Here is an 11,756-nt window from a genome sequence, read left to right on the forward strand (position 1 = left end):
GTGGACGGCTCAGATGAACGCCCCGGTCTCCAGATCGAGCGCGAAGGGTGCCGGGAGGCGGATCGACTTGCCGAACGGAATCGTGCAGTGCTGGCGGTAGTCGTCCCCCTGCGGGTCACTGAACAGGGTCACCGAGGACTGCTCACGGTCCACCAGGAGGTAGAGGGGGACGGGTCCCCGGGCGTAGCAGTGCCGCTTGCCCGTGCGGTCGGCGGCCGGCTTGGACGAGGTGACCTCGACCACCAGGGCCACTCCCTCGCACGGCATCCAGGGATCCGCGCCGCGGTACAGGCGCAGTTCGGTGGGGGCGAAGGTGCCGTCGGGGATGACGTGGTTCCTGGGGCACCCCCCGCCACTGCGCAGCTTCAGCCCCTTGTTCCCGGAGAACTGCATCTTGGTGCGGGAACGGGTGATCACCTGCTCAAGAATCAGGCTGATGTAGTCCTCATGATCCCCGTCCGGCGGCGGCGTCACGACAATCTCCCCCTCGATCAGCTCGGCCCGGAAGCCCTCCGGCGTGTCCAGCGCCAGGAAGCCCTCCAGCAGGACCTCCGCCTGCGAGAGCGGTTCGTGCGGCATGGCAGACATGTCACGCCCCTTCCTCGGTCGCTCGCCAGAGTGGGACATCGGGGAATCCGCCGTCCGTGAGATGGGAGTGTTTCCCTCGATCGTGGCACAGGACCGCACGCGGTTGTCAGAGGCGGACCGAAGCGAAGGCCTCGATGCCCGCCGCCCAGGCCGCCGCGACGTCGGCGTCCGTGGGGAAGCGGCCGTTGAGCTCCATCACGACCATCCCGTGGGCGAAGGCCCAGGCCGCCCTGGCCCGTCCCTCGTCGCCGGCCAGGGCGCGCAGGAGCGGGGCCGCGGCACGCTCCTCCAGGCCCCGCGGGAGAGGGTGGCCGGTGGTGAGGCGGTAGAGGTGGGGGTGGGCCAGGGCGTGGGTGCGGTAGGCGGTGGCCAGGGCGGGGAAGGAGCCGGGGGCCGCGGACTCGGCCGCTTCGAGCACGTCGGCGGTCTCCCGGAGCATCGCGTCGGCCAGGGCGTGCACCACGGAGGACTTGTCCGGGAAGTGCTTGTAGAGCGACGGCGCCGTGATGCCCACGCGTCCGGCGAGGCGGCGCATCGTCAGAGCGTCCGGGCCCTCCCGCTCCAGCAGGGTGCGCGCCGCCGCGAGGATCTGGCGGGCGCGGTCGGTGGCAGGCCGGGCCGCGGGATCGGTCATGTCGGGCGTTCTCTTCCTGCAGGCTCGGGATGCGGGGCCGAAGGCGCGATCGTACGAGATGGCGCGCGCCCGCCGGCGCTCCGGGGCCCGGCGCCTTGACCTTGCCGCAGCGTCAGGGTTTCTACTGGCCCCATGCGCATCGGAGAGATCGCCGCGCTCATCGGGCTCACCCCCAGGGCCGTGCGGCACTACCACCGGATCGGTCTGCTGGCCGAGCCCGCCCGTCGGCCGAACGGCTACCGCTCGTACGGCGTGCGCGACGCCGTGCTGCTCGCCCGGATCCGGCGGCTCACCGAACTGGGGCTCGGTCTGGACGAGGTGCGGGAGGTCCTCGCCGGTGACGCCGGGCGGCCGCTCGGGGACGTACTGCGTGAGCTGGACGACGATCTGGCGCGGCAGGAACGGGAGATCGGGGAGCGGCGGCTGCGCCTGGCCCAGTTGCTGGAGGGACCGCTGACCGGGGTGGAGCCCGTGTCGCCGGCCCTGGCCGAGCTGCTGGCCGCCGGGCCCGTGACCGACTCGCCCACCGCCGCCAGGGACCGGGAGCATCTGGCGCTGCTGGACGCGGCGGGCGGCGGCGGCAGCGAGGTCTACGCCGTGCTGCGGAAGCTGGCCGGTGATCCGGTGGTGCTCGCGCTGTACGAGGAGCTCGACGCACTCGACGGGGCGCCCCCGGACGATCCGCGTGTCGCGCCGCTGGCCGCCCGGATGGCGGCCCTCGTTCCGGACGAGGTGCTGGCGGCGGTCCCTGACGACGGACCGGCCATGCCGGGTTTCGGGGAGGCCCTGCTGGCGGACTACCCGCCCGCTCAGGCCGAGGTCGTGCGCCTGGTGATGGTGGCGCTGGCGGACCGGATGAAAGGAGGAGCGCGGTGACGAGAGGCGTGAGGGGTGCGCGGGTCGTGGCCCTGACCGTGCTGCCCGCCGAACTCGCGTTCGGCGTGTGTCTGGTGGCCGGGGTGCGGATACCCGGAGCCCTGTGGGCCGGTGCGGAGGCGGCGGTTCTGCTGGGCGTGGTCCTGGAGGCCGTCGTCCTGGGCCGGTTGTGGCGGGCCGGAAGACGGACGGGGGCGGGCCGGCGGGCGGCGGCGGCCGGGGCGTTGCGGACCGTGGTGCCCGCGCCGGTGCGGCGGCTCGTCGCCCATGAGCTGCGGGCCCTGCACAGTCTGGGGCTGTGGGTGCTGCGGCGGCGCCACGGCGTGCCGGAGGGCGCGCTGCCTGTCCCGTACACGGGGCCGCAGACGGCGATGATGTACGGCCTGGTCTTCGTCTCGGTGGTGGAGACGGTGATGCTGGCGCTGCTGGTTCCCTGGCCGGTCGTCCACCGGATCCTGCTCGTCCTGGACGTGTACGGGGTGCTGCTGGTGCTCGCCCTGCACGCCGCCTGTGTGACCCGCCCGCACGTCGTGGGACCGGACGGTTCGCTGCGCGTCCGCTACGGGGCGCTGTTCGATCTGCGGGTACCGGCCGGCGCGATCTCCGTCGCGCGGGTCGAACGGCGCTTCCCTCAGGGAAGGCTGGTCCAGCAGGGCCCGGACGGGGTGCTCGATCTCGCGGTCGGCGGCCAGACGACCGTGACGGTCGAGCTGAGCGCGCCGCTGGGTTTCGTACGACCGCTCGGGCGGCGCGGGCGGGCGGTCGCGGTCCGGTTCCACGCCGATGATCCGCGCGCCGTCGTGGCCGCGCTCACGCGGGCGCGAACAGCACCTTCGACGATCCCGGATCCGCCTGGGTGAGCCGTACCCGCAGCCGCTCCCCCAGCGGGAGCTCGGCGGTGCCGCCCTCGATCCGGGCGATGATCGCGGGGTCGTCGATGTGGACGGTGCCGGTGGTCGGCTCCTGTTCCTTCACGTCCACGACGTACGCGTCGAAGACCGTACCGACCCGGTCCTTGAGCAGCGCCGCCTCGACGAGGTCGACGCACTCGCGCTCCACCGTGTTGGCGCGCCGGGTCCCGTCCGCCATCTCCCCCGGCAGGACGGGCAGTGCGCTCAGGACCCACTCGGGCGGATCCCGGTCGGCGGCGGCCGCGACGCAGAGTTCGGACGCGTACCGGTCGACGAGCCGGCGCAGCGGCGCGGTGCAGTGGGTGTAGAGGTCGGCGACGGCGGCGTGCACGGCCGGGGTGGGCAGTTCGCCGTTGTCGAACACGGTGTAGCCGGCGCCGCGCAGCAGTGTGGTGCAGTCCTGGAGGAAGGCGGCGTGGTTCGCCCTCCTCGGGTCGAGCGAGCGGACGACCTGCGCGTACGGGACGTGGTGCGGCCAGTCGATGCGCAGGGCCTCGGCCGAGCGGCGCAGGCGGGCCACCGCGCCGTCGGGGGCGACCGGGAGCGTACGCAGGATGCCGGTGCCGGATTCCTTCATCAGGCGGGCCGCGGCCATGCCGGTGAGCAGGGAGATCTGCGCGTTCCAGCCGTCGGCGGGCAGCGGGGCCCGGTAGTCGAGGCCGTACGTCCCGTCGCGCTCGACGATCTCCTGTTCGGGCACGTCCAGCGAGATCCCGCCGCGGGCGATCTCCTGTTCCTCGCGCAGCGTCCCGATGTCCCTGAGCAGGGCGAGCGGCTCCTCGGCGGTACCGGCGTCGATCTGCCGCTGCACGCCGGCGTAGTCGAGTCTGTCGCGGCTGCGGACGAGGGCCCGGCGTACCCGGGTGGTCTCGGTGCGGCCCTCGGCGTCGAGGTCGATCTCCCAGAGCACGGCGGGCCGCGTCTCGCCGGGCAGCAGACTGGCGGCGCCCTCGGAGAGCGATTCGGGGTGGAGCGGCACCCTGCCGTCGGGGAAGTAGAGCGTGGTCACCCGGCGGTGGGCCTCGGCGTCGAGCGCGCCTCCGGGGCGGACGAACGCGGCGACGTCGGCAATGGCGTAGTGGACGCGGAACCCGTGGCGGCGGCGTTCCAGGTGCATCGCCTGGTCGAGGTCCATGGAGGCGGGCGGGTCGATCGTGAGGAACGGCAGGTCCGTGGCGTCCTCGTGCGCGGAGACCGCCGGGTGGCGCACCGCGTCGGCCGCTTCGGCGAGCACGTCGGCCGGGAAACCGTCGGGGAGTCCGAGTTCGGTGCGCAGCGCGTGCAGGGCCGCCCGCAGCGGGGTGTCGGCTGCGCCGGTCATGTGGAGCTGGCGGCGGGGCATGGACCGAGCGTATGGCGGGGCGGGGCGGGCGGCATCCCGGGTGGCACGGGGGCGGGCGCCGGTTCCCCGTACGCTGGCGTGGAGGGGTTGCCACCAGGTTGCGTGCGTGGGCCGGGGCCTCTTTTCCGTACGTACGAAGGAGAACCGCCGTGCTCGTGCTGTTGCCGCCCTCCGAAGGAAAGGCCGCCTCGGGGCGCGGAGCACCGCTGAAGCCCGAGTCGCTCTCGCTGCCGGGTCTGGCCGGGGCGCGGGCCGCCGTGCTGGACGGGCTGGTGGAGCTGTGCGCGGCGGACGAGGAGAAGGCCCGCGTGGTGCTGGGGCTCAGCGAGGGCCTGCGGGGCGAGGTCGCGAAGAACGTCGGACTGCGGACCGCGGGTGCGCGTCCGGCCGGCGAGCTCTACACGGGGGTGCTGTACGACGCGCTGGACCTGGCGTCCCTGGACACGGCGGCCCGGCGCCGGGCCGGGAGGTCGCTGCTGGTGTTCTCCGGGCTGTGGGGTGCGGTGCGGGTGGGCGACCGGATTCCGCCGTACCGCTGCGCGATGGGCGTGAAGCTGCCGGGGCTGGGCGCGCTCGGCGCGTTCTGGCGCGAGCCGATGGCGGAGGTCATGCCGGAGGCGGCCGGGGACGGCCTGGTGCTGGACCTGCGGTCGTCCGCGTACACCGCGGCGTGGAAGCCGAAGGGTGCGGTGGCGGAGCGCACGGCGAGTGTGCGGGTGCTGCACTCCCAGCTGGTGGACGGTGTGGAGAAGCGGTCGGTGGTCAGCCACTTCAACAAGGCGACGAAGGGGCGGATGGTCCGCGATCTGCTGCTGGCCGGGGCCCGGCCCAAGGGTCCGGCGGAGCTGGTGACGGCCCTGCGGGACCTGGGTTACGTGGTGGAGGCCGAGGCACCCGCGCGGTCCGGGCGGACCTGGGAGCTCGACGTGGTGGTGACGGAGATCCACTGACCCGACGGAACTGGCGTTGCACCATGCGCAACGCTCGTTGCGTACGATGCGGCTCCGGTGCAGGATGAGGGCATGACCTCCTCCGTACTGGACCTTGCCCCCGTCATGCCCGTCGTCGTGGTGGAGGACGCCGCCGACGCGGTGCCGCTCGCCCGGGCCCTGGTCGCGGGCGGGCTTCCGGCGATCGAGGTGACGCTGCGGACCGCAGCCGCCCTGGACGCGATCAGGGCGATCGCGTCGGAGGTTCCGGACGCGGTGGTCGGCGCCGGCACGGTGATCTCGGCGCGGAACGTCTCGGACACCGTGGCCGCGGGAGCCCGGTTCCTGGTGAGCCCCGGCTGGACGGACGCGGTGCTGGACGCGATGAAGGCGTCGGGGGTGCCGTTCCTGCCGGGCGTCTCGACGACGTCCGAGGTGGTCGCGCTGCTGGAGCGCGGGGTCACCGACATGAAGTTCTTCCCGGCGGAGGCGGCGGGCGGAACGGCGTACCTGAAGGCCCTGTCCGCCCCGCTCCCCCAGGCCCGGTTCTGCCCGACCGGCGGCATCTCCCTCGCCTCGGCACCCGCCTACCTGGCCCTGCCGAACGTCGGCTGTGTGGGCGGCAGCTGGATGGTCCCCGGCGACGCGGTGGCGGCGCGTGACTGGGCACGGGTGGAACGTCTGGCCGCCGAGGCGGCGTCGCTGCGCGGCTGAGCCGCAAAAGTCGCGCGGTTTCCCATGCATGCTCCCCGGAGTCCGGGGCACGAGACCCTCAGGGACACGTGACCCGGACTCCGGGTGACCCGGGTTCCGACAGGCAATCCCCCGGCCTGCCGGAACCACCTCGGCCCCATCGGCCTCCCCCCGCCGATGGGGCCGAGCGCCGTCCCGGGGCCGGAGAGACCTACCGCAGGTGGGACGTGTCGTTCAGCAGCCGTACGGAGGCGTTGCCGTCCGCGTAGTAGGCCACGGCCGACACGGAGGCCGCCGAGAGTTCCATCCGGAACAGCGACTCCGGCGGTGCGCCCAGCGCCAGCCGGACCAGGGTCTTGATGGGCGTGACGTGCGTGACCACGAGGACCGTACGGCCGGCGTAGCGGCTGACGAGGCGGTCGCGGGTGGCGGCGACGCGGCGGGCGACCTCGGCGAAGCTCTCGCCGCCTCCGGTGGGGGCGGCCTTCGCGGAGGCGAGCCAGGCGTCCAGATCGGCGCCGTACCGCTCCCTGACCTCACCGAACGTCAGGCCCTCCCAGGCCCCGAAGTCCGTCTCGCGCAGTCCTTCCTCGATCCGGACCTCCAGACCCAGCCGGGCCGCGACGGCGCCGGCCGTCTCGCGGCAGCGGCGCAGCGGGGAGCTGACGATCTCCTGGACCGTGCCCCGGGCGGCGAAGGCCTCGGCGGCGTGCTCCGCCTGTCCGCGGCCGACGGCGGAGAGCTCGGGGTCGGTGCCGCCGCTTCCGGAGAACCGCTTCTGGGGCGTGAGGGCGGTCTCGCCGTGGCGGAGCAGCACGAAGGTGGCGGGCGCGCCGAGGTCCGGGGCGGCGCCCCAGCCGACCTGTGGGGTGGCGGGGGCGGCGGGGCGGTTCAGCGCCGCCCGGGCCCTGGCCGCACCGGCCGCCGCGTCGCCGGGCGGTCCGGAGACCGGCGGCAGGGCGGCGGTCACCGAGGCCCTCGGGGTGTCGAGGCCGGCCGTCGAGGCGGACGGTTCCCACTGACGGCCGCGCTTGCCCGCGTCCATCGCCTCGTTGGCGAGCCGGTCCGCGTGCTTGTTCTTCTCGCGCGGGATCCACTCGTAGGTGACGGCGGAGGCGGGCAGGATGCGTGCGGCCTCGGCCGCGAGCGGCTTCATGTCGGGGTGCTTGATCTTCCAGCGTCCCGACATCTGTTCCACGACCAGCTTGGAGTCCATCCGGACCCGGACCTGCGGCCCGTCGTCTGCGGGCCCGTCCGGCAGCAGCGCGCGCACGGCGCGGAGTCCGGCGATGAGGCCCTTGTACTCGGCGACGTTGTTCGTCGCGACGCCGATGTACTCGGCGGCCTCGGCCAGGGTCTCCCCCGTCGCCGGGTCGATGACGACCGCGCCGTAACCGGCGGGCCCCGGGTTGCCCCGGGAACCGCCGTCGGCCTCGACGACGAACCGGCGCGGCCGCGTCATTACAGACCCGAGTCGGCGGTGCGGACCAGGATGCGGTGGCAGTTCTCGCAGCGCAGCACCGTGTCGGGGGACGCGGCCTTCACGTCGTTGACCTCGGTGATGTTGAGTTCGAGACGGCAGCCCTCGCAGCGGCGCTGGTAGAGGCGGGCGGCGCCGACACCACCCTGCTGGGAGCGGAGCTTGTCGTACAGCTTGAGCAGGTCCGCGGGCACGGAGCCGGCGACGACCTCGCGCTCCTTGGTGACCGTCGCGGCCTCCGCGTCGAGCTCCTGGGTCGCGGCGTCCCGGCGGGCGGTGGCGTCGTCGACCTTGGCCTGGACGGCGGAGACCCGGTCGGTCAGCTCGGCGACCCGCTCCTGGGCGGACTCACGGCGCTCCATGACCTCGAGGACGACGTCCTCCAGGTCGCCCTGGCGCTTGGCGAGGGAGACGATCTCGCGCTGGAGGCTCTCCAGGTCCTTGGGCGAGGTGATCGCGCCGGAGTCCAGGCGCTGCTGGTCGCGGGCGGCGCGCTGGCGCACCTGGTCGACGTCGTGCTCCGCCTTGGTCTGCTCGCGGGCGGTGTCGCTCTCCTCGGTCGTCGAGGCGACGAGGAGGTCACGGAGCTGGGCGAGGTCGGCCGTGAGCGACTCGATCTCGGCGTGCTCGGGCAGGGAGTTGCGCCGGTGTGCGAGCTGGGACAGGCGCTGGTCGAGGGCCTGGACGTCGAGGAGTCGGATCTGGTCGGCGGGCGCGGCGTTCAGTTGGGGGCTCCAGAAGAGTGGTGGGTGGTCCAGGGGTCGGTGACCTGCTTCGAGACATGGACCCGCAGGTCCCATCCGTGGCGGTCGGAAATCGCGTCGAGCTGTGCGGCGGCCTGTTCGCACCACGGCCACTCGGTGGCCCAGTGTGCGGCATCGACCAGGCCGAGCGGCGAGTGCTGGACAGCCTCGGAGGCCGGGTGGTGGCGCAGGTCCGCGGTGAGGAAGGCGTCCACGCCCGCGGCGCGCACCGCGTCGAAGAGGCTGTCGCCCGATCCGCCGCTCACCGCGACGGTCCGCACGAGGGCCTCGGGGTCGCCCGCCAGGCGGATGCCCTGCGCGGTGGCGGGCAGCCGGGCCGCGGCGCGGGCGGCGAAGGCGCCGAGGGTCTCGGGGTGGTCGAGCGTGCAGATCCGGCCGAGGCCGCGGCGGCCGGCGGGGTCGGTGGGGTCCGGGACGAGGGGCCGCTCGACGCGCAGGTCGAGGGCGCCGGCCAGGGCGTCGGAGACGCCGGGGTCCGCGGAGTCCGCGTTGGTGTGGGCCACGTGCAGGGCGATGTCGTGCTTGATGAGGGTGTGCACGACCCGGCCCTTGAAGGTGCCGGCCGCGACCGTCGTCGTACCGCGCAGGTAGAGCGGGTGGTGGGTGACGATCAGCTGGGCGCCGAGCTTCATCGCCTCGTCCGCGATCTCCTGTACGGGGTCGACGGCGAAGAGCACCCGGTCGACCCCGGCGTCCGGATCGCCGCAGACGGTGCCGACCGCGTCCCATCCTTCGGCCCGCCCGGGCGGCCACAGGGCGTCGAGCTCGGCGATGACTTCAGACAGACGGGGCACGGAGGAAAGGCTACCTGGCCTCCGTGCCCCACATCCCATGGCCGGTCGGACCCGCGCCCTCGGGACGCCGGCCGGTCATGAATCGTTACTTCACCCGGTCCGCACCGGCGCGATGCGGCGAGGTCCGCACCCGCCCGGGGCCGCGCCGCCGCGGCGTCCGACCGGGTCCGCGCCGCGGCGACTCGCCCGACCGGGTCCGCGCCCTCGCTACTTGACGAGGTCCGCGCGCAGGTCGTCGAGGACCAGGTTCGCGGCCGTGACGCCGAGGCCGAGGTACCAGGTCTCGTCGGAGACGTTCTTGGCCCGGCCCTCCTTGACGGCCTTCAGGTTCTTCCACAGCGGGTTGGCCTGCGTGGTGTCGCGCTTGGTGGCCTTCACGTCGCCGTACACACCGGTGAAGATCCAGTCGGCGTCCGCCTCGTCGATCTTCTCCGGGCTGATCTCCGCGGCGAGTTCGTCGATCTGCTGGTTCTTGGGCCGCGGCAGGCCGGCGTCGTCGAGGATGGTGCCGATGAAGGAGGCCTTGGCGTAGAGGCGGATCTTGTCCGGCAGGTAGCGGACCATGGAGATGACCGGCTTCTTCGGACCGATGTCCTCGCCGAGCTTCTTCGCGTTCGCCTCGTAGGCGCCGAGCGCCGACTTCGCCTTGGCGGTCTTGTCGAGCGCCGCGGCGTTGAGGAGGTAGTTCTCCTTCCAGGTGAAGCCCGGGCGGATGGAGAACACGGTCGGCGCGATCTTGGACAGCTCGTCGTACTTGTCCGCGGCGCGCAGCTGGCTGCCGAGGATCAGGTCCGGCTTGAGACCGGCGATCGCCTCAAGGTTGAGGTTGTTGATCGTGCCGACGTTCTTGGGGTCGCCCGCGTCCTTCTTCAGGTACGACGGGATCGCCGCGTCACCTTCGGAGGGGGCGTAGCCCACCGGCTTCACACCCAGCGAGACGACGTTGTCGAACTCGCCGACGTCGAGCACGACGACCCGCTTCGGGGCCGCCTTGAGCTCGGTCTTGCCCATGGCGTGCGTGACCGTACGGGGGAACGTGCCCGCCGGGGCGTCGGTGCCGTACCCGGCGGTCTTCTCCGCCGCGTCGCCGAAGTCCTTGCCGCCGGTCGCGACCGCGGCCTTCTTGTCGCCGCCGGCCTCGGACGTGCCGGACTCGTCGTCCCCGCTCCCGCAGGCCGACAAGGAGAGGGCGGCCACTACGGCCAGGCCGACTGCGGCAGTGCCGCGGCGACGAAGGGACATCACTTGCTCCAGTCGAAATTCACACAGGTAACACTTAGGAATGCCTAACCTTAGACACCGTCCTCATTCGCAGCACAGCCACCCCTGTCCTCTCAGGTGAATCCGGGCATCACCACCCTTATGTGTGAAGTGCTGAAGCTCGTGTTGTTCGGCAGCAAGTGCGAAAACTAGCTTCGGTTGCCGGAGGTGATGCGTCGATGACTGCCTGTGCCATCGAGGACGAGGCCGCTGAGGCGGCCGGAACCGGCGAGACGGTGGAGCCGGAGTCCGACGAGCCGGACGGAGCCGGGGAGGCACCGGAGCCGGCCGAGGGCTCGGCAACGCCGCCGGAGCCGCTGGGGCCGGCCCCTGGCGAAACGGTTTTGCCCGCACCCGCCGCACCCGCACTGACGCTCACGGCCGACGGCGCCTACGCGGCACGGCTCACCACCGCCCGTTCCGCCGCCACCGGCACGGAGACCGCCTGGTACGCGGAGCGCTGGACGCTGGACGGCCCCGAGCCGTATGCCGTACCGCTCCCGCTGGACCGGCCCGAGGAGGCGGACTCGCAGGTGCTGCCGCTCGCCGACGGCCGGGTCCTGATCCGGCGCCGCGCCGCGGACCACCACACCTTCTCGCTGCTCTACCCGACCGGGCCCGGCACCGGTGAACTCCCGCTGGGCGCCGTCGAACGCGCCGAGCTGACCCTGCTGCCGCCCTCACCGGACGGCGTCAGCGCGTACGCCCTGTCCACGGGTACGTACTCCACCGGGCTCTGGCGGGTGGCGGGTGGCGCGTTCGGCCCGGAACACCTGGCGGACCTGCCGGGACGCTGCTCCGGCGGGGTCTGGCTGGACCGGGCGGGCCGGCTGCTGGCCCTGGACCGGGAACCGGCGGGCGGCGGCCCGGTGAAGGCGGTCGCGGTGGACCTGGGGCGGGACGCCGAGATGACGCCCCTGCTCCAGATCGCACCGGACAGCAACGACCGGCTGCTGCTCGCCGATCCGGACAGCGGTCTGCTGCTGATCCGTTCCGACGCGCCGGGGCACGACCGGCTCGGCTGGGGGGTGCTGGGCAGCTGCCTGCCGGTGCGCTTCCCGGAGTGCCTGCGGCTGCCGGATGTCGTCGTGACGCCGTTCGCCGTGCAGCCGGGGCAGATGCTGATGCCGGAGAGCTGCGCGGTGGCCCTGCGGATCGACGGGGCGGCGGGCAGCTGGGCCGGCGTCTGGCGACCGTCGGGCCGTCGGCTGCACCAGCTCGCCGCGCCCGAGGGCTGGCTGGCAGGCAGCGGATCCTGGTCGCGCGACGGCGTACTGGGGCTGCCGTACGCCAACGGGGACACGGCGTGCGCGGTGGCGCTCCTGACGGCCCCCTCCGACCTGGAGAGGTCCGCCGAAGCGGCCCCGGCAGGCTGCGCGGAAAGCGGTACGCAACCCTCCGCCGCGATGGCGCCTCTTCCTGTGTGCAGACCCGTCCCACTGGCGCAGGCGCCTCTCACCGGGCGTACGGCACCTGACTAGAGTT

General features: G+C 73.4%; 12 protein-coding genes. 5 read left to right on the top strand and 7 right to left on the bottom strand.

The features are described from left to right. Positions 1-9 precede the first annotated feature (9 nt). Complete coding sequence (locus ACIQMX_RS07045; protein ID WP_363074769.1) at positions 10-579, bottom strand: Uma2 family endonuclease; 570 nt, start codon at positions 577-579, stop codon at positions 10-12. A 115-nt stretch (positions 580-694) separates the two neighbouring features. Continuing rightward, positions 695-1,222: a TetR/AcrR family transcriptional regulator gene (locus ACIQMX_RS07050; protein ID WP_402475632.1), complete on the bottom strand. Its 528-nt coding sequence runs from the start codon at positions 1,220-1,222 to the stop codon at positions 695-697. Between the two features lie 132 nt (positions 1,223-1,354). Between ACIQMX_RS07050 and ACIQMX_RS07055 the strand changes: the two genes are divergently transcribed. After that, positions 1,355-2,098, top strand: coding sequence for a MerR family transcriptional regulator (locus ACIQMX_RS07055; protein WP_402475634.1), 744 nt, complete (start codon positions 1,355-1,357; stop codon positions 2,096-2,098). Further along, on the top strand, positions 2,095-2,958 hold the full coding sequence (locus tag ACIQMX_RS07060) for a hypothetical protein (RefSeq protein WP_402475636.1): 864 nt from the start codon (positions 2,095-2,097) through the stop codon (positions 2,956-2,958). Before ACIQMX_RS07055 ends, ACIQMX_RS07060 begins: the two co-directional genes overlap by 4 nt. Here ACIQMX_RS07060 and ACIQMX_RS07065 read toward each other — a convergent pair. Beyond that, positions 2,909-4,330, bottom strand: a complete 1,422-nt coding sequence (locus ACIQMX_RS07065) for an RNB domain-containing ribonuclease (protein ID WP_402476456.1) — start codon at positions 4,328-4,330, stop codon at positions 2,909-2,911. The two genes, ACIQMX_RS07060 and ACIQMX_RS07065, sit on opposite strands and share 50 nt — an antisense overlap. Positions 4,331-4,500: 170 nt before the next feature. On the opposite strand from ACIQMX_RS07065, the gene yaaA reads away from it, so the two are divergent. After that, entirely contained in the window at positions 4,501-5,301 is an 801-nt protein-coding gene (gene yaaA / locus ACIQMX_RS07070) for a peroxide stress protein YaaA (RefSeq protein WP_363074743.1), read from the top strand. 72 nt (positions 5,302-5,373) lie between these two features. Beyond that, positions 5,374-5,994, top strand: coding sequence for a bifunctional 4-hydroxy-2-oxoglutarate aldolase/2-dehydro-3-deoxy-phosphogluconate aldolase (gene eda / locus ACIQMX_RS07075; protein ID WP_402475637.1), 621 nt, complete (start codon positions 5,374-5,376; stop codon positions 5,992-5,994). A gap of 190 nt (positions 5,995-6,184) precedes the next feature. Here the strand turns inward: eda and ACIQMX_RS07080 are convergent, their stop codons facing one another. From ACIQMX_RS07080 to ACIQMX_RS07095, 4 genes are all read right to left on the bottom strand, one after another. Next, positions 6,185-7,435, bottom strand: a complete 1,251-nt coding sequence (locus ACIQMX_RS07080) for a bifunctional RNase H/acid phosphatase (RefSeq protein ID WP_402475638.1) — start codon at positions 7,433-7,435, stop codon at positions 6,185-6,187. After that, entirely contained in the window at positions 7,435-8,178 is a 744-nt protein-coding gene (locus ACIQMX_RS07085) for a zinc ribbon domain-containing protein (RefSeq protein WP_402476459.1), read from the bottom strand. The genes ACIQMX_RS07080 and ACIQMX_RS07085 overlap by 1 nt, the downstream gene beginning before the upstream one ends. Then, the gene (locus ACIQMX_RS07090) at positions 8,175-9,011 is read right to left on the bottom strand and encodes a Nif3-like dinuclear metal center hexameric protein (protein WP_402475639.1); all 837 of its coding nucleotides are present in this window, start codon (positions 9,009-9,011) and stop codon (positions 8,175-8,177) included. The genes ACIQMX_RS07085 and ACIQMX_RS07090 overlap by 4 nt, the downstream gene beginning before the upstream one ends. 207 nt (positions 9,012-9,218) lie before the next feature. Then, entirely contained in the window at positions 9,219-10,253 is a 1,035-nt protein-coding gene (locus ACIQMX_RS07095; RefSeq protein WP_363074735.1) for an iron-siderophore ABC transporter substrate-binding protein, read from the bottom strand. A 197-nt stretch (positions 10,254-10,450) separates the two neighbouring features. On the opposite strand from ACIQMX_RS07095, the gene ACIQMX_RS07100 reads away from it, so the two are divergent. Then, positions 10,451-11,752: a hypothetical protein gene (locus tag ACIQMX_RS07100; RefSeq protein WP_402475641.1), complete on the top strand. Its 1,302-nt coding sequence runs from the start codon at positions 10,451-10,453 to the stop codon at positions 11,750-11,752. Positions 11,753-11,756 lie beyond the last annotated feature (4 nt).

It is taken from the genome of Streptomyces sp. NPDC091416 (genome assembly GCF_044756845.1).
In the GTDB taxonomy this organism is placed as follows: Bacteria; Actinomycetota; Actinomycetes; order Streptomycetales; family Streptomycetaceae; genus Streptomyces.

Bases quoted from the DNA above. Each gene is read 5' to 3' on its own strand.
- ACIQMX_RS07045 (WP_363074769.1), bottom strand. From the start codon at position 579: ATGCCGCACGAACCGCTCTCGCAGGCGGAGGTCCTGCTGGAGGGCTTC.
- ACIQMX_RS07050 (WP_402475632.1), bottom strand. From the start codon at position 1,222: ATGACCGATCCCGCGGCCCGGCCTGCCACCGACCGCGCCCGCCAGATC.
- ACIQMX_RS07055 (WP_402475634.1), top strand. From the start codon at position 1,355: ATGCGCATCGGAGAGATCGCCGCGCTCATCGGGCTCACCCCCAGGGCC.
- ACIQMX_RS07065 (WP_402476456.1), bottom strand. From the start codon at position 4,330: ATGACCGGCGCAGCCGACACCCCGCTGCGGGCGGCCCTGCACGCGCTG.
- eda (WP_402475637.1), top strand. From the start codon at position 5,374: ATGACCTCCTCCGTACTGGACCTTGCCCCCGTCATGCCCGTCGTCGTG.
- ACIQMX_RS07080 (WP_402475638.1), bottom strand. From the start codon at position 7,435: ATGACGCGGCCGCGCCGGTTCGTCGTCGAGGCCGACGGCGGTTCCCGG.
- ACIQMX_RS07095 (WP_363074735.1), bottom strand. From the start codon at position 10,253: ATGTCCCTTCGTCGCCGCGGCACTGCCGCAGTCGGCCTGGCCGTAGTG.
- ACIQMX_RS07100 (WP_402475641.1), top strand. From the start codon at position 10,451: ATGACTGCCTGTGCCATCGAGGACGAGGCCGCTGAGGCGGCCGGAACC.